Origin of the sequence: Croceibacterium mercuriale, from assembly GCF_000802385.1 — a bacterium.
Taxonomy (GTDB): Bacteria; Pseudomonadota; Alphaproteobacteria; order Sphingomonadales; family Sphingomonadaceae; genus Croceibacterium; species Croceibacterium mercuriale.
Window position 1 is genome coordinate 50,956 of record NZ_JTDN01000001.1, and the last position, 26,235, is coordinate 77,190.

Here is a 26,235-nt window from a genome sequence, read left to right on the forward strand (position 1 = left end):
GGAGAGGTATTCATGATCATGGGATCTGCTCTCGCGGCGCGTGGGCCGTGGACGATGTTGCTGTGCAGTGCGTCTGCCGCGGCGCTGCTGCCGGGAACCGCTTTCGCGCAGGCTGTCACACCCATCGATCGAGCAGCGGATGCCGGCAGCGAAGGCATACCCCGCAACGCCATCATCGTCACCGCCACGAAGCGCGAACAGACGCTGCAGGAGATCCCGGTGGCGGTCACCGTCACCACGGCCGAAACACTCGAGCGCGAGCAGATCCGTGATCTCCGCGATCTGCAATCGGTCGTGCCGTCACTGCGGGTGACGCAGCTGCAGAGTTCGGCCAACACCAACTTCATCATCCGCGGCTTCGGAAACGGCGCCAACAATGCGGGCATCGAACCGTCCGTCGGCGTGTTCGTGGACGGTGTGTACCGTTCGCGCACCTCCGCGCAGATCGGCGACCTGCCCGACGTCTCCCGCGTGGAAGTGCTGCGCGGGCCGCAATCGACACTGTTCGGCAAGAATGCGAGCGCCGGCGTCATTTCGATCGTCACCCGCCTGCCCAGCTTCACGCCCACCGGATCGGCCGAGCTGTCCTATGGCAATTACGACGCGCTCGTCGCCCGCGCCTATGTCAGCGCGCCGCTGGACAGCAACGTCGCGGTCAGCCTGGCGGGCGGGATCAACCGACGCGACGGGTACAATCGCGACGAAGGCTCCGGCACGCGCACCAACGAGCGGGATCGCTGGTTCGTGCGCGGTCAGGGCCTGTTCGACAATGGCGGCGCGCTGACCGCACGCCTGATCGTCGACTACGACCGGATCGACGAGAATTGCTGCGGGGTGGTCAACCTGCTCAGCTCCCCCGCCACCGCCGCGATCCGCGCACTTGGCGGTCAGGTGAGCGACCCGGACGACCGGTTCGGCAATGTCGTCTACAACAATTTCGCCTCCACCAACGTCATCGACAATGTCGGCGTGTCCGGGCAGTTCGATCTCGACCTCGGCCCGGTGGAACTGACCTCGATCACCGCCTTCCGCACGACCGATGGCAGCTATGGCCAGGACGTGGACTTCACCTCCGCCGACCTGCTGCGCCGCTTCTACGACCAGACGCTGGAAACCTTCACGCAGGAACTGCGCGCCACCGGCACCTTCGGCCCGGTCTCGGCACTGCTGGGCGTCTACTACTTCGACGAGCAGGTGCAGGAACGGCAGGACGTCGTCACCGGCGACGCGTTCCGGACCTTCGCCGACATCAGCGTCGGCGGGAATGGCAGCGGCGCGGCGGTTGCCAATCTGGAGACCACCCTGGGCACGCTGTACGGCAACCCGGCGCAATATCGCGGCCGGTTCTTCGTGCCTGGCCGGAGCGAGACCGGCATCTTCGAGCTCGAGAACCAAGCCCTCTCGCTGTTCGGGCAGTTCGATATCGAACTCGCCGAGGGGCTCGTCCTGACGCTGGGCGGCAATTACACGGCCGACGAGAAGCGGGCGACCACCACGTACAATGCGTCCGACGTGTTCTCGGGCATCGATCTGGTGAATGCGGGCAACCGCGCCATCACCGCGCAGGGTATCGCCACCACCGTGGGCAACCTGCTCCGGCTCGGCCGCCCTGCAACCCAGGCCGAGATCGGCGGATTTGCCCAGGCCAACCCGGCCGGCTTCGCCCAGGTGCAGGCAGGCGCGCAGGCCTTTGCCGCGGCCAACGCCAGCAATCCGCAGGTCAACCCGCTGCTTGGCGCGCGCGCGCTCCAGCTGTTCCCGCCCTTCGTCAACATCCCCAACGCCGTGGAAAGCGGCGAGACCGACGACGACGACTTCGCCTACACCATCCGCCTGGCCTATGACCTGGCCGCCGCCGTCAACGTCTATGCCAGCTACGCGACCGGCTTCAAGGCGAGCTCGTTCAACCTGTCGCGGGACAGCCGCCCTTTCTCGGGCGACGCCGCGGCGCTCGCCGGAGCAGGGCTGGCGGTGAACAATCTCACCTATGGCAGCCGCTTCGCCGGCCCGGAGGAATCGACGGTCATCGAACTTGGGCTGAAGACCAACCGGGGTCGCTACTCGGCAAACCTCACCGGCTTCCGGCAGGACATCGACGGCTTCCAGTCCAACATCTTCACCGGCACCGGTTTCTTCCTTGCCAATGCCGGCAAGCAGCGCACTTGGGGCGTGGAGTTCGAAGGCACCGCCAATCCGGTGGATCCGCTCACGCTCAGCCTGGGCGTCACCTGGCTGGATGCGGTCTATCAGGAGTTCCCGCTATCGTCGGTGGGCGACCTGTCGGGGCGTAGCGCGGCCGGGGTGCCGGACTGGACGGTGGTGCTCGGCGGGCAATGGGTGCAGCCGCTGCCCAACGGGGACGAGGCCGTGCTGCGATCGACCTTCCATCACGAATCCGAAACGAACATCGTGGAAGGCCTGCCGGGCTTCGTCAGCCAGGGTCAGGGCGCGGCCATCGCGGCGGCCGACCAGTTCACGCGGGAAGTGAACGAACTGTCGGCCTCGTTCACCTATGTCATGACGGATGCGGGCGTGGAGCTGTCGGTCTGGGGGCGCAACCTGCTGGACAATCGCTATCTGCTGTCAGTGTTCGACTCCGTGGCGCAGCCCTTCGCCGTGTCGGGCTACACCAGCCAGCCGCGTACCTATGGCGTGGCGGCCCGCTACCGGTTCTGATCCGGCGCGCCCCGGCCGCAAGCCGGGGCATGTGCCGGGACCGGGGCGGAAACCGGTGCCCGGAAAGGAGCGACGGTCCCGGCAAGGATGGTGCTGCGCCGGACAGGGGCCCGGCACCGGCGCCGGGCGGCGGCAGGCGCCGGCCGAAACTGCTGGTCCGCACCGAAAAGTTTGTTCATGGCTTGTGAACCGCTGCCAGCCATGTAGGTCTTGATGCCTTCTTTGCTCTCGCGACTGAGGCGAGTCCGCCACTCCGATCAGGTGATCGCCACGCAGGTGCGGGAGACGCTGGTGGAGTCGCTGTATGCGTCGCCGCAATCGCTCGTCATCGGCGCGGTTGCGAGCAGCGCGATCGCGGTGACGGTCGCGACCGTCAGTGGCGACCCATGGCTGATCATCGGTGCCGTCGCGCTGACCCTTACCGCATGTGCCCGAATGGTCGATGCACTGCGGCCGACGCGCCCGCCGGATGAACGGGCGCAGCGCAGCGACCTGCAGATCAAGCGGCAGGAGCTCATCTATCTGGCAGGCGCGCTTTGCTACTCGATGCTGCTGGGTGGGTTCGGCCTGCTCACGCTGACCAACACCGATGATGGCGTGTTGCAGCTCCTCTCCGTGACCACGACGATCGGGTATGCCGCGGGGATCGCCGGGCGCAATGCCGGGCGTCCGTGGATCGCGCTCGGCCAGCTCTGTTGTGCGTCGGGGCCGATCATCGTCGGCCTGCTGGTCTCGCTGGATCCGCTGAAGGTGGAACTGGCCATCGTCATCGGCCTGTTCGTGGTCGCCATGATGAGCATCACGCTGCAGACCTATGACGTTATCCTCAAGGCGACGGTCGCCTCGATGGAGAAGGCTGCCCTGGCCGAGTACAATGCCGCGCTCGCCCGGCGCGACGACCTGACGGGTGTGGCCAACCGCACCGCCTTCAGGGAACAGCTGGAGGCGGACTTCGCCTCGCTGCCCGGGGCTGGTCATTGCCTGTCGATCCACTGGCTGGATCTCGACCGGTTCAAGGAGATCAACGATTCCTTCGGCCATCTTGCCGGCAACGCCCTGCTGTGCGGCATCGCCGCCCGCCTGGACGAGGCCTTCGGCAGGCGGGGGATCGTAGCCCGGCTGGGCGGCGACGAGTTCGCGATCGTGTGCAGGATCCAGCGACCGGGAGAGGCCTCCGGCATCGGCCGCGAGATCCTGCGCCTGGTCGAGCAGCCGGTGCAGCACCACGGGCGGCCGCTGCATGCGAGCGCCTCTGTCGGTATCGCGGTGGCGCCGACCGATGGCCGGGACCCTGATACCTTGCTGAAGAATGCGGATCTCGCGCTGTACCGCGCCAAGGACAGCGGCAGGGGGCAGTTCTGTTTCTACGAGCCGGTAATGGACGAGAAGGTGGAGCGGAGCCGGAACCTCGCCGCCGAGATGAAGGGGGCGCTTGGCCGGGGCGAGTTCTACCTGCTGTTCCAGCCCATCTTCGACCTGCAGGGCACGGAAGTCGTCTCGTGCGAGGTGCTGCTACGCTGGAACAACCGCCGCTACGGCCCGGTATCGCCGGTCGAGTTCGTCCCGATCGCGGAAGATAGCGGGCTCATCGTAGAGATCGGCCGCTGGGTGATCCGGGAGGCATGCCGATCCGCCAGCCGGTGGAGCGCGGAGGTGAAGATCGCCGTCAACCTGTCGCCGATCCAGTTGCGGTCGCCCGACCTGCCCGCGGCGATCCTCGGCGCGCTGGCGGACACGGAACTTCCCGCGCACCGCCTGGAACTGGAGGTGACGGAGTCGGTCCTGCTGGCGGATGCCGAAGGTACCATTGCCGTCCTGAAGGCGATCAACGCCCTTGGCGTCGGCACGACACTGGACGATTTCGGCACCGGATACTCGTCGCTCAGCTACCTCACTAAGTTTCCCTTCCAGACGCTCAAGATCGACCGGTCCTTCATCTCCGACCTCGAGCAAAGCCCGGCTTCGGTGGCGATCGTCCAGACCATTGTCGAACTTGCCGCGAAGCTGGGCATGCGGACGGTGGCGGAAGGTATCGAGACCCAGGCGCAGCTGGATCAGCTGCGCCGGACCCGCTGCGATGCGGCGCAGGGATATTTCCTGGCGCTGCCGATGTCGGCAAGCATGGTTGGTGCCATGCTCGCCGACGACAGGATCCGCGCTCGGGGCTGAGCGGCAGGCGGATACGGCCAGACCCGTCAAGTGCCCAGCAGGCGGGTCTGCGCATTCACGAGCCGGCGCATCAGCTTGAGGTCGGTCTCGCTCAGCCGCAGGGCAGCGTCGGCCCACAGATCGACCACGGCCTGCAATTCCGTGAGTTCGAGCGGGTGAACGGCGCGCGATGCCTCGTAGATGGCGCAATGCCCTGCATGGCGGCGACGGTTCTGACGGATGTAGGCCTCGACCTCCGCGCGTCCCTGGCCCGGATCGGCAAGGCCGTGGACGATGCCCAGATCATACAGCTCCTCCGCCGTGTAGGTCCGGCCGCTCAGGATCATCTGTTCCGCCCGTGCGGCGCCAAGGCGACGGGACAGGAAGCAATGCGCCCCCATGCCCGGGAACAGCCCGAACAGGGTTTCCGGCAGGCCGAACTTGGTACCGCGTTCCGCGATGACGACATTGAAGGACAGCAGGGCCTCGAACCCGCCGCCAAGCGCGTCGCCTTCGACAAGCGCGATCGTCACGATCGGCTGGTTCAGGCTGAGCATGTTGCGATGCAGGATCCCGACACAGGCATGGCCATACCGGCGCAGCGCCTCCCGATCACCGTTGCGGATATGCGCGGCAAACAGGTCGAGATCGCCGCCGAGCGAGAATACGCCCGGGAAACGGGAGCCTAGGACAACATACTTGATGGGCAGCGCTGCGGAGGAAGCAGCTTCATCGATATCGTCCTGCCACGTGCCGAACTGTGCAAGGAGGCTTGGGTTGAAACTGGGCCTGACCTTCTGGTTCATGTAAGTCCACAGGGTCTCCAGCTCTATGTCAAGTTCGGTCTGGAGGTCCTGATAGGCGAACAGTTCTCTTTCGATCCGGGGTGCCCCCGGGTCACTTGTGTCATGCTCGCGACCGGCAGGGAGCGGAGTGTTGGCATAGGCGTGCTGGAGGAGAGTCATCATGCGTCCTTCTTGGCTGGCAGCGAACTGCTGCCAGCCAAGAATAGAGGTTTTCGGCGCTGTTGATGTGAGTTGTTAACCGGCGACCCGAAACCGGGCGGTCACACGCCCGCGAAACCGGCCGAAGCGGCGTGTTCGCGGTCCGGTTCGGAGCAGGAGACTTCGGCACGGAGTCAGCGCCATGCCGTCTTCGTCGCGGAAGGATTACCTGTCCCGGTTAGTCGCCGCCGAGGCCGTTGCCTCTTCAAGAACGTCCGGCAAGGGCGCTTCGGCCGTGAACACGACACCTTCCGGCCGGTAGTCGAGCTTCGCCGTCCCACCGATTTCCAGAGCCAGCACGCGTTCTATCAGGCGGGATCCGAAGCCGAGCCGGTCCGGCGGAGTTACGGCGGGACCGCCTTCTTCCGTCCAGATGACCTGCAGGCTGGCCGGCCGCGTATCTGTCACGACCTGCCAGTCGATCGTGACACTCCCGTCGGCAAGGGACAGAGCGCCATACTTCGATGCGTTGGTCGCCAGCTCGTGCAGGGCCAGGGCGAAGGCGATCGCGACACGTGGCTGCAATCGCACGTCAGGACCGGACAGATAGAACCGGTCGGCGTCGTCGACACCGAACGGCGCCAGCGCCCGCCTGAACAGGTCGGTGATGGGCGCACTCTCCCACCGCTCATTGATCAGGAGATCATTCGCCGCTGCCATGGACATGATGCGGGCTGACAGGGTCTCGCCCGCGGCTTCCAGCGAGTTTGCGTTGCGGATCGTCTGGGCGACGATCGACTGCAGGGTGGCGAGCGTGTTCTTGACCCGGTGGCTCAGTTCGTTCGCCAGCAGCGCACGATGGTCTTCCGCCTGGCGCCGCGCGGTCACGTCCTGCGACGTACCGACGACGATCAGCGGCGTGCCATCGGCGCGGGCGTGCGCCTGCCCGCGCACCTGCAGCCAACGCTCCTCGCCCGCCGGGGTCAGGATGCGATATTCGATGTCGTAATCGTCGCCGTTCCCGATCGCGGCTGCCAGGGCTGCGTCACGACGCTCGCGATCATCCGGATGGACCGCCTGCTTCAGGTCCGCGTAGGTGAACGGCTGCGATATCGGTCGGCCGAAATTCTGCTTGCAGCGGTCGGAGACGACCATGCGCTCCGTCATGGGATCGAAGCTCCACGATCCCAGCCGTCCTGCCTTCAGGGCGAAGCCCAGACGCTGCTCGCTCGCCAGCAATTCGGCGTTTCGGCGCTCGACCTGGGCTTCCAGGTCGTCGCGATCGCGCTGGAGGTTGGCGAGCCGCTCCCGCTCTGTGGTGACGTCGAACTGGGAGGCGAAGAAGTATGTCAGTTCACCGTCATCACCGAACACCGGCGACACCAGCAGGCGGTTCCAGAAGGTGGAGCCGTCCTTGCGGTAGTTGAGCAGTTCCAGCTCGATCGCCATGCGATCGATGATGGCCTGGCGAAGTCGCGCCACATCGGCCCGATCGGTCTCCGGGCCCTGCAGAAACCGGCAATTGCGTCCGAGGACTTCGTCACGATCGAACCCGGTCAGCCTGGCGAATGCCTGATTGGCGAACACGATCGGGTTATCGTCCTGCCGGGGATCGGTGATCAGCATCGGCATACGGGTGGCGCGAACCGCGGAGGAGAACGGATCGGTGCCGTTGTCTGATCGTGTCAGCTCGTTGATGATCCGAGCTTCTTCTTTTCTGTCTGTCATCCGCACCCGCTTCCCGCAGCACGCCAGCCAGATACTGGTCGTGCCCTGTCGATCCCAGCCCGATGCGGGCATCGTGGTCCGCACTGGCGGCACGTTGCACAAGTTCGTCGATACAAACGCCTCGGTCAGCAGTTCCTTGGCTGCTGCCGGATGGCCGATACCGGCCGCGCCCTCCTTTGCATAGCCGGTGATCGACACCCCCCGCCGGTGCGGGCAGACCACGTGCCGGCTCGAGCTTCGCTTGCTTGGTCGGGAGCCGTTTCAGCCGACCGGGTCAGTCGCTGCGCCCGGCGGCATGCGCGTCGGCACCCGGCGGGGTACGGAGCGGCGCGAAGGCCTGCCAGGCGCGCTCCTGCTCCTCCACGCTCGCCGGCGCGTGCTCGGGGCAGGCCAGCCGCAGGTGCCGGTCGCCGAACGGCGCATCCACATAGGCACAATGGTGGGGAGCGGCGGCGTCATGGTGCACGTTCGGCCTGAAGAAGGTGCAGGTGAGGCACATGCGCTGGAGTGGAACGTCGCCCGCCTGCTGGAGCGAGCGGATGACCTTGACCAGCGCCCGGAGCAGCGCCGCCTGCTCCACCGGGTCGAGCGTGTCGACCGCATCCGCCAGGAAGCTGGGCCATTCGCGGGTCTGATCGGCCAGCGTCTCGCCCCTGGGTGTCAGGACGAGGTTGATCGATCGCCGGTCCGCTCCGGGTGCCTTGGTGACCAGCCCCTTGGCCACCAGCGTGTTGACCGCATCGCTGGCCGTCGGTGGCGTCACCCCGAGCAGTTTGGCGATCGCGCGCAAGCCGATCCCGTCCGGCGCATCACGCAGCAGGCCGAGCGCCTGGCCCTGCGTCGGCGTGACGCCCGCCGCCCCGGCGCCCTTCCACGCGCGGCTACGCAGCACGAGTGCGATCTTCGCCAGCCCTGCCGTGACGCGCCGGGCGATCGGTTCGCTCAGGGAGTCGAAGATGGCGGTCAATGGCAGCTCCTGCACGCGGGAGGATGTGGATGGCAGTCCTAACGATCCGTGTCGATCCTGAAGGCTTCAGGGTCCGGGAAACGGCCTGATCGATCAATCCGATCTCTGCCATCGAGAGGATCATCCAGGATGCTCATTGATGAAACCCATATGCGCCCACTATGTTAGGAGTCCGAACAATGTTGTTCGTCGAGGCCATCGGAAGGTGGCCTGAAGGTGCAGCAAGGAGACTACCATGAGCAGAGTGCCCCTGATCGATCCCAAGACCGCTTCCGGCGACCGCAAGGAGGTGCTGGACCAGATCACCGCGACCTTCGGCGCCACCCCGGCCATGTTTCGCGCCGTCGCCAACTCGCCCGCCGCGTTGCGGATGATGTGGGCCGGTTTCGGTGCACTCGGCAACGGCACCATCGGCGGGACGCTGGGCGAGCAGATCGCCGTCCTGGTCGCCGACCGGAACGCCTGCGAATACTGCCTGGCCGCGCACACCATGCTGGGCCGCAAGGCGGGCGCGTCGGCCGAGGAGATGAGTGATGCCCAGGCGGGGCACTCGCACGATCCGCGGACCGCCGCCGCGCTGGCCTTCGCGGCGCAACTGGTCGACAATCGGGGGCAGGTTGCGGACACCGATGTCGCCGCACTCCGCACGGCCGGGTTCGATGACGAGCAGGTCATGGAGATCATCGCGCATGTCGCGCTGAACCTGTTCACCAATTACGTGAACGTGGCGCTGGCGGTGCCGGTCGACTTTCCGACAGTGAAATTGCGCAAGGCCGCATGACCTGCAAGGACGGCGGCATACCGCCGCCGTCCACCCCTTCAAGGCGCCACCGATGAAGACAGCCGTTGCGATACAGCACATCGACTTCGAGGATCTGGGCTATTTCGAGGCACCGTTGCGGGAGCGCGGATACGACATCCGCCATGTCGATGCCCGGACCGCCGACCTGGCCGCCCTGGCCGGGGCTGACCTGCTGGTGGTGCTGGGCGGGCCGATGGGGGTGTACGAGGCAGACCGCTTCCCGTTTCTGGACGCCGGGCTGCGGCTGATCCACGATCGCCTCCAGTTCGGCCGCCCGCTGCTCGGCATCTGCCTGGGCGCCCAGCTGATTGCGCGTGCCATGGGGGCGCGCGTCCATCCCGGCGGGACGAAGGAGATCGGGTTCGCGCCTGTCCGGCTGACACCGGCAGGTGCAAGCTCCCCCCTGGCGGCGGTGACACCCGGCCAAGCCGTGCTGCACTGGCACGGCGACACGTTCGACCTGCCGCCGGGCGCCACGCTGCTTGCGTCCACCGACACCTATGCCCGGCAGGCGTTCTCCGCCGGTCCGAACGTCCTTGCGTTGCAGTTCCACCTGGAGGCAGGCGCCGGGATAGAACGGTGGCTGACGGGCCATGCGGACGAACTCGCAGCAGCCGGGATCGCGGCGGAGGCGATCCGCGAGGGCGCGCTCCATAACGCGGCATCGCTGGAGGGCATCGCCCGTCGGACGCTGCTTGCCTGGCTGTCGCAGCTGGACGGGCAGTGACCATGTTCGACCTAGAAGCCCTGATGACGGGGCCGGTCCGGCCACTCGGGCCCGATTGCGTGCCGAGCGGAATGGACAAGCAGCCGACAGGCCAGCCCGTCCGCCTGACGCGGGCAGGGCTGGAGGGTGACGGGCATGGCGACCTGCGCCATCATGGCGGGCCGGACAAGGCGGTCCACCACTATCCGCTCGACCACTATGCCGCATGGGCGACGGAGATCGGGCAGCATCCCCGGCTGGAGCGGCCGGGCGCGTTCGGCGAGAACCTGGCCATTCGCGGCCTGGTCGAGGCGGATGTGGCGATCGGCGACCGCTTCAGGCTCGGCACCGCATTGATCGAGGTCTCACAAGGGCGGCAGCCCTGTTTCCGGCTGAACCTGCGCATGGGCCTGCCGGACATGGCCCGCCGGATGCAGCAATCCGGCCGGACGGGATGGTATTACCGGGTCGTGGAGGAGGGCATCGTCGCGGCAGGCGACAGGCTGGAGCTGCTCGACCGGCCAACCCCCTGCTGGACCATCGTGCGGCTCTGGCGCATCTTCTATGTCGACACGCTGGATCGGGAGAGCCTGTCCGCGATGGTCGCGCTGCCGCATCTGCCCGAACGCTGGCGCGCCGTCGCGCTCCAGCGGCTGCGAACCGGTACGGTCGAGGACTGGGGCATGCGGCTCGAAGGTACCGGCCCAGCCCGCCAAGACATCCAACGATCGGACCTCTGATGCAGACCCTCCTGCCCGTTCTCCTTGCCCTGATTGCCGGGCTCTGCGTCGCCGTGCAGGCGCCGACCAATGCCATGCTTGCGCGCAGTACGGGCTCGCTCTGGCTGGCCGCCTCCGTGTCCTTCGTCGGCGGCACCACCCTGGTGATTGCCGCCTGGGCGCTGATCGACAGGACACCGCTGTCGGCGGTGCGGCAGGCGCCGCCCTGGGCGTGGGCCGGCGGCCTGTACGGCGCCTTCTTCGTCGCCGCGGTGGCGTTCGCGGCGCCCAGGCTGGGGCTGGCATTCACGCTGACCCTGACGATCGGGGCCCAGCTGACCGCCGCGGTGCTGTTCGACCATCTGGGCGTGCTCGGTCTGGACCGGTCGCCCGTTTCGGCCGGTCGGCTGCTGGGTGTCGCGCTTATCCTTGGCGGCGTGCTGCTGGTCCGCCGCTGACGCGTCATCATGCGTCCATCGGCTTCCTGCGCACGACCAGCCGGAACCGCCGGCACAAGAACGGACTTATGAAGATGCTCACGGCCACAGGTTAACCGGGGTGGCGCATGCCGGCACCCCTGGTGTGGCGGGAATCGTTGACGAACAGAACCGGATTGGCGCGCAGCGCAAAGGTGCACAGGGTAACAGATGCTCAGCTTTCTCGTGGACGGCGGACAGATGGGCGCGGCAATGCGCGGCTACGATTGGGACAGCACGCGGCTGGGATCGCCGGCTGACTGGCCGGCGGCGCTGAAGACCCTGATCGGGGTCGTGCTGGGATCCAACCAGCCGATGTTCGTCGCCTGGGGCGAAGACCACACGCTGTTCTACAATGACGCGTATGCCGCGATTCTGGCGGACAAGCACCCCGGGGCGCTGGGCCAGCCTTTCCTGCAGGTCTGGTCGGAGATCGCGGCAGATCTGGTTCCGATCCTGCAGCAGGCGTATCAGGGCCTGCCGGTCCACATGGACGACATCACCCTGATGATGCAGCGGCGCGGCTATCTGGAAGAAACCCATTTCACCTTTTCCTACACCCCGATCCGGGGTGTCGGGGCGGTGATCGACGGGTTGTTCTGCGCCTGCACCGAGATCACCGAACAGGTCATGGCGGAGCGGCGCCGCGCGGCCGATGTCGAGCGGCAGCGGCAATTGTTCGAGCAGGCGCCAGGATTCATAACGATCCTGCAAGGGCCCGAGCATGTGTTCGAATTTGCCAATGCGAGCCACCGGCGCCTGTTCGGCGATCGCGAGTTCGTGGGCAGGACGATACGCGAGGTGTTTCCCGAACTGGTCGGGCAGGGCTTCTTCGAACGGCTGGACCAGGTGTACCAGACGGGGGAGCGCTTCGTCGCCGATCACAGTCCCATCCGGCTGCATTCGCCCGGCGGTCCGTCGGTCGAGCGTTTCCTGGACTTCATCTGCGAGCCCATCCGCGACGATGGCGGGAACGTCACCGGCATCTTCGTGGAAGGCCACGACGCGACGGAGGCCCGGCGGGCGCAGGCCGAACTGCGCGAAAGCGAGGAGCGCAATCGCCGGATCGTGGAGGGGGTGAAGGATCATTCCATCTTCACCGTCGATACCCATAACCGGATCGTCGACTGGACACCGGGCGCAGAAGCGGTGTTCGGCTGGGCGGCGGAGGAGGTGACGGGCCAGTCTGCCGAGATCCTGTTCACCCCGGAGGATTGCGCCGCCGGTATCCCGGCGACCGAACTGGCCACGGCCGCCGCCAGGGGGTGCGCCAATGACGAACGCTGGCATGTCCGCCGGGACGGAGCGCGGTTCTTCGCCAACGGATCGGTCCGCCCGCTGCATGACGCCGATGGCAGCATCACCGGCTTCATCAAGATCGCCCGCGACGAGACCGAGCGCCGTGCGGCGGAGGCGGCGCTGCGCGAGACGGAGCAGCGTTATCGGCTGGCGGCGAAGGCCACCAATGACGCCATCTGGGACTGGAACCTGCTGACCGACCGGGTCGACTGGAACGAGGCGGTATCGGTGCTGTTCGGCCATGCGCCGGAACAGGTTGAGCCGACCGGTGACTGGTGGATCAGGCATATTCACCCCGACGATCGCGACCGGGTCGGGGATGCCATTCACGCCGTGATCGATGGCGCAGGCGACCAGTGGGCGGCAGAATACCGCTTCCGCCGGAGCGACGGCACCTACGCCGATGTGTTCGACCGCGGACACGTGTTCCGGGACGATCAGGGGCGGGCGATCCGGATGATCGGCGCCATGCTGGACCTGACCGAGCGCAAGCGGGCGGAGGACGCGCTGCGGGAACTGAACGAGACGCTGGAAACGCGGGTGTCCGAGCGGACGGCCGAACTGATGGTGGCCCAGGACGCGTTGCGACAGGCGCAGAAGATGGAGGCGGTCGGCCAGCTTACCGGCGGTCTGGCGCATGATTTCAACAATCTGCTGACCGGCATTTCCGGCAGTCTGGAGATGATGCAGATCCGCGTCGCGCAGGGACGGACGGCGGATGTCGAACGCTATGTCAACGCGGCCCAGGGCGCGGCAAAGCGGGCCGCGGCGCTGACGCACCGGCTGCTCGCATTTTCGCGTCGGCAGACGCTGGCGCCCAAGCCGACCAATGTGAACGGGCTGGTATCCGGCATGGAGGAACTGATCCGCCGCACCGCCGGGCCGGAAATCGAGCTGGAAACCGTGAGCACGGCCGGCCTGTGGCCCAGCCTGATCGATCCCAGCCAGCTGGAAAATGCCGTCCTGAACCTGTGCATCAATGCGCGTGACGCCATGCCGGATGGCGGCACGATCACGATCGAGACCGCCAATCGCTGGATCGACCGGCGCATGGCGGAACAGCGCGGGATGGAGCCCGGCCAGTACATCTCGCTCTGCGTGTCGGATACCGGCACCGGCATGGCGCCGGACGTGATCGCCAAGGCATTCGACCCGTTCTTCACCACCAAGCCGCTGGGGGAGGGGACGGGGCTAGGCCTGTCCATGATCTATGGCTTCGCCAAGCAGTCGGGCGGTTCGGTCGCGATCTATTCGGAGCTGGAGCAGGGGACGATGGTGTGCATCTACCTGCCGCGCCATCTGGGCGAGGCCGACGCCGCAGACGGCGAGATCGGGATCGAGAAGGCGCCGCGGGCCGATGAAGGGGAAACGGTGCTGGTGGTCGATGACGAACCGACCGTGCGGATGCTGGTGGCGGAGGTGCTGACCGACCTCGGCTATAATGCGATCGAGGCGGCCGATGGTGCCGCGGGCCTGCAGGTGCTCAATTCCGACCTCCGCATCGACCTGCTGGTGACAGATGTCGGCTTGCCGGGCGGGCTGAACGGCAGGCAGGTGGCGGACGCGGCGCGTGCGGTCCGCCCGGACCTGAAGGTGCTGTTCATCACCGGCTATGCCGAGAATGCCGTGCTGAGCCATGGCCATCTGGACCCGGGCATGCACGTCCTGACGAAGCCGTTCGCGATGGACGTGCTGGCCACCCGCATCAAGGAACTGATCCAGGACTGACGGCGGGTCAGCGCTTCCCGTCGAGGATCGAGCCCAGCACGCCGCCAGGCGAGCGGTAATGGCGCCGTCAGCGGGTGCGAACAGGTGGGGCATTCACCGGCGTGACCGGCCGGCCGGTGTCGAACCAGGCCACCAGATTGTCCACGACCAGCTGGCCCATCGCCGCGCGGGTGTGGGTGGAAGCGGAGCCGACATGCGGCAGCACGACGACGCCGGGCAGGTCCAGCAGCGTCTGCGGTACGTGCGGTTCGTCCTCGAACACGTCGAGCCCGGCGGCCAGGATCGTGCCGGACTGCAGGGCGGCGACCAGTGCCGCCTGATCCACCACGCTGCCGCGTGCCACGTTGATCAGGATGCCCTGTGGTCCCAGCGCTGCCAGCACGGCGGCGTCCACCAGGTGCCTGGTTTCGGTGCCGCCCGGCACGATGGCGACCAGCACATCGCAGGCTTCGGCCAGCGCCTCCGGCGTGGGGTGGTAGTCGTAGCCGACCAAGGCCTGCCGCGATCGCCCGTGATAGGCGATCTTCACGCCGAAGCCGTCCAGCCGCCGCGCGATCGCCTTGCCGATGGAACCTAGGCCCAGGATGCCGATCGTCCGCCCGCGCAAGGTCGGCGACAGCGGGAACGAGCCGGCCGGCCAGCGCCCTTCGCGCACGTGACGGTCGGCCTGCGGGATCCGGCGCACAGTCGCCAGCAGCAGGCCAAGCGTCAGGTCGGCCACCTCCTCGTCCAGCACGCCCGGCGTGTTGGTGACGATGATCCCGCGCGCCGCCGCCGCGTCCACGTCCACGGTGTCATAACCCACACCGAAATTGGCGACGATCTCCAGCGCGGGCAGCCGGTCGTACAGTTCACCGCCGATCTGCCCGGCCCGGCTGCTGGCCGCCATGCCCCTGATGGCCGCGCCATGGTCTTGCAGGAAGCGGTCCGGATCGACCTGCTCCCACAAGCGGTGCAGGGTGAAGCGATCCTCGAGCGCGGCGATCACGCCGGGCGAGAGCAGCGCGGGCATCAGGATCTGGCAGCTTTTCATCGGTATTCCTTACCAGGGGGCCGGCCGGAAGACAGCCGCGGAGCCGACCGACCCCGCGCACGTTCCTCCACGATGGACATACAACGCATCATCACCGACATCGCAGCCGAGATCGAGGAGGACGCCGCCACGATCGAGGGGGCGGCCGATGCCAAGGATGCGGACGCCACGCCCGGACCCTTCGGCATCGCGGTCGCAACGGAGCAGGGCGTGCTGACTGCGGGGCAGGCCGATGTGGCGTTCCCGATCCAGAGCATCTCCAAGGTGCTGGCGCTGGAACTGGCGCTGCTGGAGCACGAGGATGCCGTGTTCACGCGGGTCGGGCGGGAGCCGTCCGGCGATCCGTTCAATTCGGTCATCGACCTGGAGCGGACGCGGGGCGTGCCGCGCAACCCCTTCATCAATGCCGGGGCGCTGGTCATCGTCGACATGCTGGTGGCGGCACGGCCGGATGGCGACGCCGTGGTCGGTTTCGTCCGGGAGCAGCTGGACGGCCATCCGATGACACTCGACGAGGGAGTGCTGCACGAGGACAGCGACCTCAACCAGGCGATGCTCAGTTTCATGAAGCACCATGGCAATCTGGAATCATCGGTCGACCGGGTCATGGGTGCTTATGGCAAGCAGTGCGCCATCGCGGTGGATTGCGTCGGTCTGGCCCTTGCCGGGCGGTTCCTGACCCGGACCCGCATGCATGCGGGGGACGATGCCGGAAACAGGCGCGCCCGCCGGATGCGTACTGTGCTGGCCCTGATGATGACCTGCGGCCATTATGATGGTTCGGGCGATTTCGCGGTACGGGTCGGGCTGCCGGCGAAGAGCGGCGTGGGCGGCGGTATCCTGGCCATCGCGCCAGAACGCGCATCGATCGCGGTATGGTCGGCCAATCTGGACCAGCACGGCAACTCCATCCTGGGCGTGCGCGCGCTGGAGATGCTGGCGGCGCAGACGGGCTGGTCGGTGTTCGGCCCGCCGGCGGACTAGCCGTACCGCCACATCATTCGGGTGGGCCGAACACCGCCGGATCCAGTACCTTGGCCACGCCCGGCGCCACATGCCGGCCGTGATCACCCTGCCGGTTCGAACGACGCGCGGTCCGCACCATCTCTTCCACCCAGTGGAGCAGCAGGGTCTTGTAGATCTTGCGATATTCCGGCGCACGCATCGCATGGTCGGCGCCGCGGATCACGCGATGGCTCAGCGAATTGGCGCGCTGGAACGCACCCATGTAGGACGCGATCGCGGTGTGGGGGACATGGATGTCGAATTCGGATTCCACGATCAGCACATCGCCTTCGAACTTGTCGCAGGCGCCGAGCGCGGCGTCGCGACGCGCCGTGTGGAAGCGGTTGCGGTAGGCCCGTACCTTCTTCTTGTCGAGCAGCGCCTTGGGCGTGTCCCAGTCGCGGTCCGGGTAGAGCGCGGGTACCCGCAAGGCCAGCCATTGCACCGGACGCTCCGTGGTCAGCAGGGTCGACAGATAGCCGCCATAGCTCACCCCCACGACCCCGATCGCGCTGCGATCCACCAGCGGGTGGGAGGCGAGGAAGTCGTAGGCGGCGAGCACGTCCTGCAGCCCGTCGCCGCGCGTCACCTGATCCTGCTGCAGGTCGCTGCCGGCATGGCCGCGCAGGTCGAAGGTGAAGCACAGGCAGCCGAGCCGGGCGATCTCCTCCGCACAGTCCAGGTCGTCATCCTGCTTCCCGCCCCAGCCATGCACGAACAGAAAGCCGGGGATCAGCTTCTCGGGCGCGAGCAGGGTGCCGCGCAGGTGCTGGCCGGCAACTGGGACACTGACGGTTCCTTCCTCGATCATCCCAGCCGTTCTGCCCATTTGGCAAGCGGGCCCACCACCGGATCGACGCCATCGAAGTAGACGGTGGCACCCGGCGGCGGGGCGCCGCGCCCATGTTCCTCGACAGTGGCGGTCGTGACCACCGTCAGCGTGGGATCGGTGGCGAACGCTTCCATCGCGGCGATCTCGGCCCCGCTGGCCCCGCCGATGCGCCAGGACTGTTCCAGCACGGCGACCTGCCGCTGTCCGGCGGCATCGGTCCCCTCGATCACGTCGTAATTGCTGCGTGTCAGGTGCAGCCCGGGATAGGCCGCATGGGCCGCATCGTGAAACGTCATGGCCTGGGCGACAACGTGCCGGATCAGCGGATCGGGCGCGGCATCGTGCAGTTCGGCCAGGCCGCCGGGAACGGCGGTCAGCGACGAGCCGCCATAGACCTCCTCCCCGGCATGGTTGGCGGTCAGGCGCTGGGTGCCCCAGTAGGCGATGCGATGACGTCCGATGTTCGCCGCACCCACACTGTAGGTGGCGACATCCGTCAGGTTCTCCTCCAGGCAGAGGCCGTAATGCAGCATCTCCTCTGCATCCTGTCCGGCCAGCGCCGCGGCCAGTTCCGCCCGGTCCCGCACCACCGTCTGGCCCAGCCAGGCCTTGCCCCGCACGGGCTTGATCCGCGCCGGCCCGCGTTGCAGCAGCCGCTCGCCCGCGATCATCGCATCCGCGCTGTCGAACACGGTGAAGCCGGGCAGGACGGCGGAGGCGATCGCATCGGTCATGGTGTCGGACCAGCCCGGCGGGCGCACCGCCTGTGGCGAGACAAGACCGTGAGTGATCGCCTTCGTGCCGACGAACGGGTGGGGCACGATGCCGCCGAACATGCGATCGCCATCATCGATGCCCAGCGCCGCCGCGTCCGCAATCCCGAGAGTCTCGTCAGGCACCAGGAACAGCGTATCCGCCGCGCTGCTCCCGGCATGGGCGCCGAGGTGCGGAATGCCGAGCAGGCCCGCGATCCGGCCGCACAGCACATCCTGGCTGGAGCGGTCATGCAGATTGCGCGTGTTCTGCGCCCCGGTTTCGAAACTGGCGACCCCGACGATCGCGCTGCCGGCCGAACCGATCAGCGGTGATTGGGGCACATGGAGAAAGGTCCCGTCGATCATGGCTGCTCCTTGCGGCTCACAGACCAAGGAAACGCGCGAAGCGGATCATGGCGCAGGTCGAACAGCCGAGACGAAGATTATTCGTGACCGCCGGTTCGGTCGGCAGGACTGGCGGCAGGGCAGCGGGACACGATCAGCCCGCCGGAACGGGTGCCGCAGCGCAGCGACGAATTGGTGCATTGCGTATTGATTAGGCACGCTGCCACAAATATAAGCAGCATAGACCAACCGGCGCGGACACAGCGCAGGTGGATCTCTCAGGAGAGAACGATGCCGCATTTCACCACCCGCGCGGCGCTGACCGGGCTTCTTGCCCTCGGCGCCATTGCCACCCCTGCGCTTGCCAACGAAAAGATGGTCGTATCACCACTTGCGGAAGACAGCCGCTCCGTCGCGGTAAAGGTTTCGGACCTGAACCTCACCTCGCCCTACGACCAGCGCACGCTCGCCCTGCGGGTCAACCGCGCGGCGTTCGAGGTGTGCGACATGGAGCGTGGATCGGTCCTCAACCGCACGCCATCTGCACTGAACTGCTTCGACAGCGCCCGTTCGGGTGCCCTGGCGCAGCTTGACGCACGCGGTTACGCCGCCAGCGCGGCCGTGGCCGCGGCCGGCGGGTCGATCTAACCGGCTTGCGGCGCTGGCTCCGGCATCCAATCCTGCCGGATCCAGCGCCCCCCTGCCAGCAGCAGCAGCCCCGCTGCCAGGTAGAACAGCAGCGACCACAGCATCGCATGGCGTAGCGCATCGTCGCCGTAGAGCGGCCGCAGGCGGTCCGCCAGCAGGCCCAGCGCCCAGGTGCCCCCCGCCAGGCCCAACAGGTTGTTGACCAGCAGGAACAGCGCGCTCGCCATCGACCGCTCCGCCGCGGCGACCAGGTGCTGCACCGCCGACAGGATCGGCCCCATCCAGAAATAGCTGAGCGCCTGTGGCACCAGGAACAGGGCAAAGGCTGCGCGCCAGTTGCCGCTGACGATCCCGGCGGCGAACAGCGGGGCGCTCAGCAGGAAGGCCATGCCCGGCAGCCAGGCATGCCACGCCCGGTCCCGGCGCCCCAGCCGGTCACCCAGCCAGCCGCCACCCAGCACGCCGGCAATGCCCCCCAGCAGCAGCAGCCCGGCGAAGAACTGCGCGGAGCCGAGCAGGTCCAGCCCGAAGCTGCGCTGCAGCACCGAAGGCAGCCAGAACACGATGCCGTAGCCCGCCATGGACGCAAGCGCCTGCGCCAGCGACAGCAGCCAGAACGACCGCCGCCGTACCAGCAGCCCGGCTGTCCGGCGGAGCGAGGTGGGTGCAACCCGCGCCGCAGCAGGCCGGTCGCGCACCAGCCGCATGAAGACCGGTGCCAGCACCAGGCCCACCGCCCCGACCACCATGAAGGCCAGCCGCCAGTCGACCAGCGCCGCAATGGTGCCGCCCGCCAGAACGCCGGCGGCCGAGCCGATGGGGATACCCAGCGAGTAGATCGCCAGCGCCCGCGCGCGTTGGTGGGACGGGAAGTATTCCCCGATCAGGGCGTAGGACGGCGCGACCCCGCCCGCTTCCCCGACGCCGACGCCCAGCCGCGCCAGGAAGATGTGCCAGAAGCCTTGCGCAGCAGCACACAGCGCCGTGCAGGCACTCCACACCACCAGCGACCAGCCGATCACCCGGGCGCGGCCGGTGCGGTCGGCCAGCGCCGACAGGGGCACGCCGCAGGTGGCATAGAGCAGGGCGAAGGCCACCCCGCCCAGCAGCCCCATCTGCGCATCGTCCAGCAGGAGGTCGCGCTGGATCGGTGCCGCCAGGATGGCGAGGATCTGCCGGTCCACGAAGTTGCAGATATAGACCAGCAGCAGCATCGCCAGAACGATGCCGGGCCGGGTGTCGCCGGTGGCTTGCCTCATCGCCGCCCTCTCGCCGCTATCGCCGGGCGGGGCAAGCACCGTCAGCGCAGCGGCCGCTTCTCCAGCTTGCGCGCCAGGGTGCGGCGATGCATGCCCAGCCGGCGCGCCGCTTCGGAGATGTTGAAGTCGACCTCCACCAGCGTCTGGTGGATATGTTCCCATTCCACCGTCTTGATGCTGGACTGCCGCCCGTCGACCGGCGCATCCGGATTGCCGGTGGTCAGGCCGAAGGCCCGTTCGATATCGTCGGTGTTGGCCGGCTTGGCGAGGTAGTGCGACGCGCCCAGCTTGATCGCCTCCACTGCGGTGGCGATGCTGGCGAAGCCGGTCAGCACCACGATCTGCACGTCCGGCGTGGCAGTGCGCAGCGTCTGCACGCAGGTCAGGCCGGATGCACCGCCCAGCTTGAGATCGATCACGGCGTAGTCGGGCCGGTGCCCGGCCAGGAGATCGACCATCCCGTCATGGCTGTCCGTGCTGATCACGTGATAGCCGCGCCGTTCGAAGGACCGGCGCAGCGTTCGGGCGAAGGCGGCGTCGTCCTCCACGATCAGCAGCAGGGGCGGGATCGTGTTCCCGCTGGCGGGTGGCGGCTGGGGATCATCCATCGACGGATAGATCGTGGCCGGTCGGGGCAAGCGCAACCAGCGGGATCTCCATGCGGACGGTGGCACCGCCTTCGGGATTGTTGCGTGCGCTGGCCGCTCCGCCCATTTTCCGCAGCACGTTCACCAGCAGGAACAGCCCGACGCCGCCGCCGGCCCGCCCCTTGGTGGAATGGTACGGCCGGCCGAAGGATTGCAGCATCGCGGGGTCGAAGCCGGGGCCGCGATCGGACACTTCCAGCACCAGCTGGCCCCGTGCCCGCAAGGCGGTGAGGCCGACCCAGTCGGGCGATACCTCCACCGCATTGTCGATCGCATTGCCGATCACCTGCCGCAAGGCAGGGTCGGCGATGATCGGCACGTCCGGCTGGCCGAAATGGTCGGCAAAGGCCAGCTCGGCCGGCATCCGGCCGGTGGCGTTGCTGCGCCATTCGGCGACGATCGCCTGCAGGAAGGCGCGCACGCTGGTGAACTCCGTCACCGTGCCGCGCGCCTCGCCCGCGGCCATCAGGATGGAGCTGACGATCGCCTTGCAGCGCTGCACCGCGGCCTCCATGTCGGCCAGATCCTCCTGCAGATCCTCCTCCGCCGCCAGCTGCGGCAGGCGGCGCCAGTCGCCGATCAGCACCGCCAGCGAGGCCAGCGGGGTGCCCAGCTCGTGCGCCGCGCCGGAGGCGAGCAGGCCCATGCGCACGATGTGATCGTCCTCCGCCGCGCGTTGCCGCACCTGCGCCAGCGCGGCGTCACGTTCCGTCAGGTTGCGCGCCGTGCGGGTGACGAAGACCAGCAGCAGCACGGCGATCAGCGCGAAGCAGACGAAGCTGCCCCGAAGGTAGAGCTGCAGCGGATCGGCTGCATAAGGCGCGGGCAGGGGGAGCGGCTTCGTCCACAGCGATTGCGCCAGCAGCGTTGCCAGGGTTGCGACCGCGACCGCCCAGGCGGCGCGTTGCGACAGCAGGATCGCGCCCAGCACCACCTGCAGCAGGAACAGCGGCGCGAAGGGATTGGCGATGCCGCCGGTGAAATGCAGCTGCCAGGCCAGCACCGCGACATCCAGCAGCAGCGCCAGTGTCAGCTCGCGATTGGTGACGTCGCGCCGGCGGCGCAGCAGCGGCAGGCTGAGCAGGTTGACCGCCACCAGCAGCAGCACCGCGGCCAGCAGCGGCACCAGCGGCAGCGCGATGCCCAGGACCGACCGGACGACCTCGATCGTGATCAGCTGGCCCCCGACCGCGAACCAGCGCAGCTGGATCAGCAGCAGCAGGTTGCGACGGCCGGCATCCGCCGGCGCGTCGGCCGGCAGCAGGTCAGCCTGGAGGGTGGTCACGGCCATGACGGGCATGTGACCCTATCAGCGTGACAGGTGCAACACCCGCCACGCTGCGAACAGGCACAAGGCTGCCAGCGCGGCCCAGGTCAGCGCGTAGGGCAGGTGATTGTCGGGGAAGCTGAGCACGGTCAGCCCGCCGGCCGGATAGCCGCCGGGATTGGCGGTGGCGTCCGCATCGATGAAGTAGGGGGCGGCTGCGCCGAGGCCCTGCGCCCGCGCGATCGCCGGCACATCGCGGGAGAACCAGCGGCTGGCGGCGGGATCGTTGCTGCGCAGGAAGCCGCCATCCGGTTCGGTCACGCGCAGCAGGCCGGTAACGGTGACAGGCCCGGCGGTGTTGCCGGCGGCGCGGGTGGCGGGCGCGCGCTGCTCCCGCGGGACGAAGCCGCGATTGACCAGCACGGTGAAGCCGCGATCGGTCACCAGCGGCGTCATGACCCAGAAGCCGCCGCCCAGGTCGGTGACGGCCTGGACCAGCGCCTCGCGGTCATGGCGGAAGGTGCCGGTGGCGGTCACCCGGCGATAGACGTCATCCGTTTCGGTGATGGCGGGCCAGCGGTCGGGACCGGGGGCGGGGACCGGAGCGGCGGTCGAGCGCGTCTCCGCTGCATGGATCAGCTGGTGCTTCCATTCGCGCCGCTGCACCTGCCAGATGGCGAGTGCGATACAAATGGCGGCGAGCAGGATGGCGATGCCCGCCAGCAGCCACTGGCTGCCCCGCCGGGCGCGCGCCGACGGGGATGTGGGGGGACGGTCGATCATGCCCGGCCCCCGACCGTCATCATGGGACCTGCGACAGCTCGTGCGCCTGCGGCATCATGTTGGTGTGCAGGTGGCTCATGACCCACAGCGAACCCGACAGCATGATGACCACCACGATGATGGTGAACACCAGCGTCGACAGCGACCAGCCGCCTTCCGCCTTCGCATTCATGTGCAGGAAGAAGACCATGTGCACCACGATCTGCATGATCGCGAACACGGTGATGATCGCGGCGGTCGCCGCGGCGGAGAAGGTGCCGGCCATGACCAGCCAGAACGGGATGGCGGTCAGGATCACGGACAGGGTGAAACCGATGACGTAGTCGCGCATGGTGGCATGCGGCAGTTCCGCCACGGCGTGGCCATCATGCTGGCCGCCATGATGCGCCCCGTGGCCGCCCTCGTGCCCGGTTTCGGTCGCTGCCGGCAACGCGCCGTCCGGCTTGAGGTCCGGATGGGACAGGTCGGCGGTCTGGTCGTGCGAGCTCATCGCAGCATCCCCATCAGATAGACAACGGTGAAGACGCCGATCCACACGACATCCAGGAAGTGCCAGAACATGCTGAGGCAGGCGACCCGGCGCTGGTTGGCCGGGACCAGGCCGCGCTTGTTCAGCTGCACGATCAGCGTGACCAGCCAGATCAGGCCGAAGGTGACGTGCAGGCCGTGCGTGCCGACCAGCGTGAAGAAGGACGACAGGAAGGCGCTGCGCTGCGGGCCGGCACCGATGTGGATCAGGTGCTGGAACTCGTACAGCTCGATCCCCAGGAAGGCGAGGCCGAACAGGCCGGTGACCGCCAGCCAGCCCTGCGTCGCGCGCAGCCTGTTCGCCTGCATCGACAGCATGGCGAAGCCATAGGTGATGGAGGAGAACAGCAGCATGGCCGTGTTCACCGCGATCAGCGGCAGTTCGAACAGGTCGCGCGGGCCCGGCCCGGCGGCGTAGTTGCCGCCGAGCACGCCATAGGTGGCGAACAGGATCGCGAAGATCAGGCAGTCGCTCATCAGGTAGATCCAGAAGCCCAGCATGGTGCTGTAGCCTTCGGGATGGCTGTGTTCGTCCACCTCGTAGAAGCGGATGGGCTGGCCTTCGACCGTTTCGGTGTGGGGGGCGTCGGGTACGTCGATGCCCCAGTCGGTGGTGCTCATCGCAGCTATGCTCCTGCCGCCTGCGTCTCCCGCGCGCGCACCGCATCAAGCTGGCGCGAGCGGGCTTCCTCCACCTCCGCCACATGGGCGGCGGGGATGTGGAAGTCGCGGTCGTAATTGAAGGTGTGGTAGATGGCGTAGCTGATCAGGCTCACCAGGCTGAGACCGGCCAGCCACCAGATGTGCCACACCAGTGCAAAGCCCATCACCAGGCTGATCCCCGCCAGGATCACGCCCGAGCCGGTGCTGCGCGGCATGTGGATGTCGCGGAACCCGGTGACGGGGCGGTCATGGTGACGGTTCTTCATGTCGTACCACGCGTCCAGGTCATGGATGTTGGGGGTGAAGGCGAAGTTGTATTCCGGCGGCGGGCTGCTGGTTGCCCATTCCAGGGTGCGGCCGTTCCACGGATCGCCGCTCTCGTCGACGAGCTCCTCGCGCTTCCAGATGCTGACGGCGAACTGCACCAGCATGGCGCCGATGCCGGCCGCGATCATGGCCGCGCCGATGCCCGCGATCACGAACCAGATCTGCAGGTCCGGATCGTCGAACACGCGCATCCGGCGGGTCACGCCCATCAGGCCCATGACGTAGAGCGGCATGAACGCCACCCAGAAGCCGGGGACCCAGAACCAGAAGCTGACCTTGCCCCAGAAGCTGTTCAGCTTGAAGCCGAAGGCCTTGGGCCACCAGAAGTTGATCGCCGCGAAGACGCCGAACAGCACGCCGCCGATGATCACGTTGTGGAAGTGGGCGATCAGGAACAGCGAGTTGTGCAGCACGAAGTCCGCCGGCGGCACCGCCAGCAGCACGCCCGTCATGCCGCCCACGGTGAAGGTCAGCATGAACGCGACGGTCCACATCATCGGCAGTTCGTAGCGGATGCGCCCGCGATACATGGTGAACAGCCAGTTGAAGAGCTTGGCACCCGTCGGGATCGAGATGATCATGGTGGTGATGCCGAAGAAGCTGTTCACCGAAGCACCGCTACCCATGGTGAAGAAGTGGTGCAGCCACACCAGGTAGCTCAGGATCATGATGACGATCGTGGCGTAGACCATGGAGGTATAGCCGAACAGGCGCTTGCCGCTGAAGGTGCTGGTGACTTCGCTGAAGACGCCGAACAGCGGCAGGATCAGGATGTACACCTCCGGGTGGCCCCAGATCCAGATCAGGTTCACGTACATCATGGCGCTGCCGCCGAAGTCGTTCGTGAAGAAGTTGGTGCCGACATACCGGTCCAGGCTCAGCAACGCGAGCACGGCGGTCAGCACGGGGAAGGACGCCACGATCAGGATGTTGGTGCACAGGCTGGTCCAGGTGAAGATCGGCATCTTCATCAGGCCCATGCCGGGTGCGCGCAGCTTCAGGATGGTGACGATCAGGTTGATGCCCGACAGCGTCGTGCCGACGCCCGCGATCTGCAGCGACCACAGGTAGTAGTCGACACCCACATTGGGACTGTACGCGATGCCCGACAGCGGCGGGTAGGCCAGCCAGCCGGTCTGCGCGAACTCGCCGATGAACAGGCTCATCATCACCAGCACCGCGCCGGCCGTTGTCATCCAGAAGCTGAAATTGTTCAGGAACGGGAAGCTGACGTCACGCGCGCCGATCTGCAGCGGCACGACATAGTTCATCAGCCCGGTCACGAACGGCATCGCCACGAAGAAGATCATGATGACGCCGTGGGCGGTGAACACCTGGTCGTAATGGTGCGCGTTCAGGTATCCTTCGGACCCGTTGAAGGCGATCGCCTGCTGGATGCGCATCATGATGGCATCGGCAAAGCCGCGCAGGAACATGACCAGGCCCAGCACCATGTACATGATGCCGATCTTCTTGTGGTCCACGCTGGTGAACCACTCGTTCCACAGATAGCCCCACAGGCGGAACTTGGTCAGCAGCGCCAGCAGCGCCACGCCGCCGACGGCGACCATGCCGAAGGTCGCGATCAGGATCGGCTCGTGCAGCGGGATCGCTTCGAGCGAGAGGCGGCCCAGGATGGGGCCGACTTCGGGTGCGGGATGGGGGGTCATGGCTGCGTCTGGTCGCTCTGTGTCAGGTCGGCGGGGACGCCCCGATCGGGTTCGGGCACGTCGTTACGGTCGACGAAATTGGGTGGCGTGTGCTCGGTATTGCGGGTCTGGCCGGTGGCCACGTCCTCGCTCACCTCGGTTGCATGCCAGATGTTCATGCCGACGAAGACGACCGCGCCCGTGATGGCGAACAGCGCCACGACCAGCACGGCGGCACGGCCCAGCTTGCGTGAACTGGGCTGGGGCGAGCCGGGGGGTGATTGCTTGTCCATGGTACGTT

Annotated in this window: 23 protein-coding genes; 9 read left to right on the forward strand and 14 right to left on the reverse strand. The window is 67.3% G+C overall.

Translation table 11 applies throughout. From position 1 onward, the window contains the following. Positions 1 to 12: 12 nt before the first annotated feature. Both PK98_RS00260 and PK98_RS00265 read left to right on the forward strand, forming a co-directional pair. Positions 13 to 2,676: a TonB-dependent receptor gene (locus PK98_RS00260; RefSeq protein WP_152608488.1), complete on the forward strand. Its 2,664-nt coding sequence runs from the start codon at positions 13 to 15 to the stop codon at positions 2,674 to 2,676. Between the two features lie 213 nt (positions 2,677 to 2,889). Continuing rightward, positions 2,890 to 4,845, forward strand: coding sequence for a putative bifunctional diguanylate cyclase/phosphodiesterase (locus PK98_RS00265; RefSeq protein ID WP_152608489.1), 1,956 nt, complete (start codon positions 2,890 to 2,892; stop codon positions 4,843 to 4,845). A 26-nt stretch (positions 4,846 to 4,871) separates the two neighbouring features. Here the strand turns inward: PK98_RS00265 and PK98_RS00270 are convergent, their stop codons facing one another. The 3 genes from PK98_RS00270 to PK98_RS00280 form a co-directional block, all read right to left on the reverse strand. Continuing rightward, positions 4,872 to 5,789 (reverse strand): crotonase/enoyl-CoA hydratase family protein, encoded by a 918-nt coding sequence (locus tag PK98_RS00270; RefSeq protein WP_081996118.1) that lies wholly within the window; start codon positions 5,787 to 5,789, stop codon positions 4,872 to 4,874. A 204-nt stretch (positions 5,790 to 5,993) separates the two neighbouring features. Further along, complete coding sequence (locus PK98_RS00275) at positions 5,994 to 7,496, reverse strand: PAS domain-containing protein (protein WP_039096021.1); 1,503 nt, start codon at positions 7,494 to 7,496, stop codon at positions 5,994 to 5,996. Between the two features lie 274 nt (positions 7,497 to 7,770). Further along, on the reverse strand, positions 7,771 to 8,463 hold the full coding sequence (locus PK98_RS00280; RefSeq protein ID WP_081996119.1) for a MarR family winged helix-turn-helix transcriptional regulator: 693 nt from the start codon (positions 8,461 to 8,463) through the stop codon (positions 7,771 to 7,773). Positions 8,464 to 8,698: 235 nt separating this feature from the next. On the opposite strand from PK98_RS00280, the gene PK98_RS00285 reads away from it, so the two are divergent. From PK98_RS00285 to PK98_RS00305, 5 genes are all read left to right on the forward strand, one after another. Next, complete coding sequence (locus PK98_RS00285; protein WP_039093497.1) at positions 8,699 to 9,244, forward strand: carboxymuconolactone decarboxylase family protein; 546 nt, start codon at positions 8,699 to 8,701, stop codon at positions 9,242 to 9,244. 52 nt (positions 9,245 to 9,296) lie between these two features. After that, positions 9,297 to 9,992, forward strand: coding sequence for a glutamine amidotransferase (locus tag PK98_RS00290; RefSeq protein ID WP_039093499.1), 696 nt, complete (start codon positions 9,297 to 9,299; stop codon positions 9,990 to 9,992). 2 nt (positions 9,993 to 9,994) lie between these two features. Beyond that, the gene (locus PK98_RS00295; protein ID WP_039093500.1) at positions 9,995 to 10,711 is read left to right on the forward strand and encodes an MOSC domain-containing protein; all 717 of its coding nucleotides are present in this window, start codon (positions 9,995 to 9,997) and stop codon (positions 10,709 to 10,711) included. Beyond that, complete coding sequence (locus tag PK98_RS00300) at positions 10,711 to 11,148, forward strand: DMT family transporter (RefSeq protein ID WP_039093501.1); 438 nt, start codon at positions 10,711 to 10,713, stop codon at positions 11,146 to 11,148. Before PK98_RS00295 ends, PK98_RS00300 begins: the two co-directional genes overlap by 1 nt. Positions 11,149 to 11,337: 189 nt before the next feature. After that, positions 11,338 to 14,193 (forward strand): hybrid sensor histidine kinase/response regulator, encoded by a 2,856-nt coding sequence (locus PK98_RS00305; RefSeq protein ID WP_081995961.1) that lies wholly within the window; start codon positions 11,338 to 11,340, stop codon positions 14,191 to 14,193. Positions 14,194 to 14,260: 67 nt separating this feature from the next. Here PK98_RS00305 and PK98_RS00310 read toward each other — a convergent pair whose 3' ends face one another. Beyond that, a complete protein-coding gene (locus PK98_RS00310; RefSeq protein ID WP_039093502.1) occupies positions 14,261 to 15,226 on the reverse strand; it encodes a 2-hydroxyacid dehydrogenase in 966 nt (321 codons plus the stop codon). Between the two features lie 72 nt (positions 15,227 to 15,298). Here PK98_RS00310 and glsA point away from each other — a divergent pair, with 72 nt between their 5' ends. Then, on the forward strand, positions 15,299 to 16,210 hold the full coding sequence (glsA, locus tag PK98_RS00315; RefSeq protein WP_039093503.1) for a glutaminase A: 912 nt from the start codon (positions 15,299 to 15,301) through the stop codon (positions 16,208 to 16,210). 13 nt (positions 16,211 to 16,223) lie between these two features. Here glsA and PK98_RS00320 read toward each other — a convergent pair whose 3' ends face one another. Next, positions 16,224 to 17,042 (reverse strand): alpha/beta hydrolase family protein, encoded by an 819-nt coding sequence (locus PK98_RS00320; protein ID WP_081995962.1) that lies wholly within the window; start codon positions 17,040 to 17,042, stop codon positions 16,224 to 16,226. Continuing rightward, positions 17,039 to 18,184: a DUF3182 family protein gene (locus tag PK98_RS00325; RefSeq protein WP_052207785.1), complete on the reverse strand. Its 1,146-nt coding sequence runs from the start codon at positions 18,182 to 18,184 to the stop codon at positions 17,039 to 17,041. Before PK98_RS00325 ends, PK98_RS00320 begins: the two co-directional genes overlap by 4 nt. A 270-nt stretch (positions 18,185 to 18,454) precedes the next feature. Between PK98_RS00325 and PK98_RS15810 the strand changes: the two genes are divergently transcribed. Then, on the forward strand, positions 18,455 to 18,811 hold the full coding sequence (locus tag PK98_RS15810; protein ID WP_052207787.1) for a UrcA family protein: 357 nt from the start codon (positions 18,455 to 18,457) through the stop codon (positions 18,809 to 18,811). Here the strand turns inward: PK98_RS15810 and PK98_RS00335 are convergent. The 8 genes from PK98_RS00335 to PK98_RS00370 all read right to left on the reverse strand — a co-directional run bounded on the left by PK98_RS00335 (position 18,808) and on the right by PK98_RS00370 (position 26,227). Continuing rightward, a complete protein-coding gene (locus PK98_RS00335) occupies positions 18,808 to 20,070 on the reverse strand; it encodes a spinster family MFS transporter (protein WP_039093504.1) in 1,263 nt (420 codons plus the stop codon). The genes PK98_RS15810 and PK98_RS00335 overlap by 4 nt on opposite strands. A 41-nt stretch (positions 20,071 to 20,111) precedes the next feature. Further along, positions 20,112 to 20,678 carry a response regulator transcription factor gene (locus PK98_RS00340; RefSeq protein WP_052207789.1) on the reverse strand — a complete coding sequence of 189 codons (567 nt, stop codon included), beginning with the start codon at positions 20,676 to 20,678 and terminating at the stop codon, positions 20,112 to 20,114. Continuing rightward, the gene (locus PK98_RS00345) at positions 20,671 to 22,008 is read right to left on the reverse strand and encodes an ATP-binding protein (RefSeq protein ID WP_039093505.1); all 1,338 of its coding nucleotides are present in this window, start codon (positions 22,006 to 22,008) and stop codon (positions 20,671 to 20,673) included. The genes PK98_RS00340 and PK98_RS00345 overlap by 8 nt, the downstream gene beginning before the upstream one ends. 18 nt (positions 22,009 to 22,026) lie before the next feature. After that, positions 22,027 to 22,767 carry an SURF1 family protein gene (locus PK98_RS00350; RefSeq protein ID WP_052207790.1) on the reverse strand — a complete coding sequence of 247 codons (741 nt, stop codon included), beginning with the start codon at positions 22,765 to 22,767 and terminating at the stop codon, positions 22,027 to 22,029. Positions 22,768 to 22,786: 19 nt separating this feature from the next. Next, positions 22,787 to 23,257: a cytochrome o ubiquinol oxidase subunit IV gene (gene cyoD, locus PK98_RS00355; protein WP_081995963.1), complete on the reverse strand. Its 471-nt coding sequence runs from the start codon at positions 23,255 to 23,257 to the stop codon at positions 22,787 to 22,789. Further along, positions 23,254 to 23,796, reverse strand: a complete 543-nt coding sequence (gene cyoC / locus PK98_RS00360; RefSeq protein WP_235425452.1) for a cytochrome o ubiquinol oxidase subunit III — start codon at positions 23,794 to 23,796, stop codon at positions 23,254 to 23,256. Before cyoC ends, cyoD begins: the two co-directional genes overlap by 4 nt. Before the next feature lie 125 nt (positions 23,797 to 23,921). Then, entirely contained in the window at positions 23,922 to 25,955 is a 2,034-nt protein-coding gene (gene cyoB / locus PK98_RS00365; RefSeq protein ID WP_039093506.1) for a cytochrome o ubiquinol oxidase subunit I, read from the reverse strand. Further along, positions 25,952 to 26,227: a hypothetical protein gene (locus tag PK98_RS00370; RefSeq protein WP_052207794.1), complete on the reverse strand. Its 276-nt coding sequence runs from the start codon at positions 26,225 to 26,227 to the stop codon at positions 25,952 to 25,954. Before PK98_RS00370 ends, cyoB begins: the two co-directional genes overlap by 4 nt. Between the last annotated feature and the right edge of the window lie 8 nt (positions 26,228 to 26,235).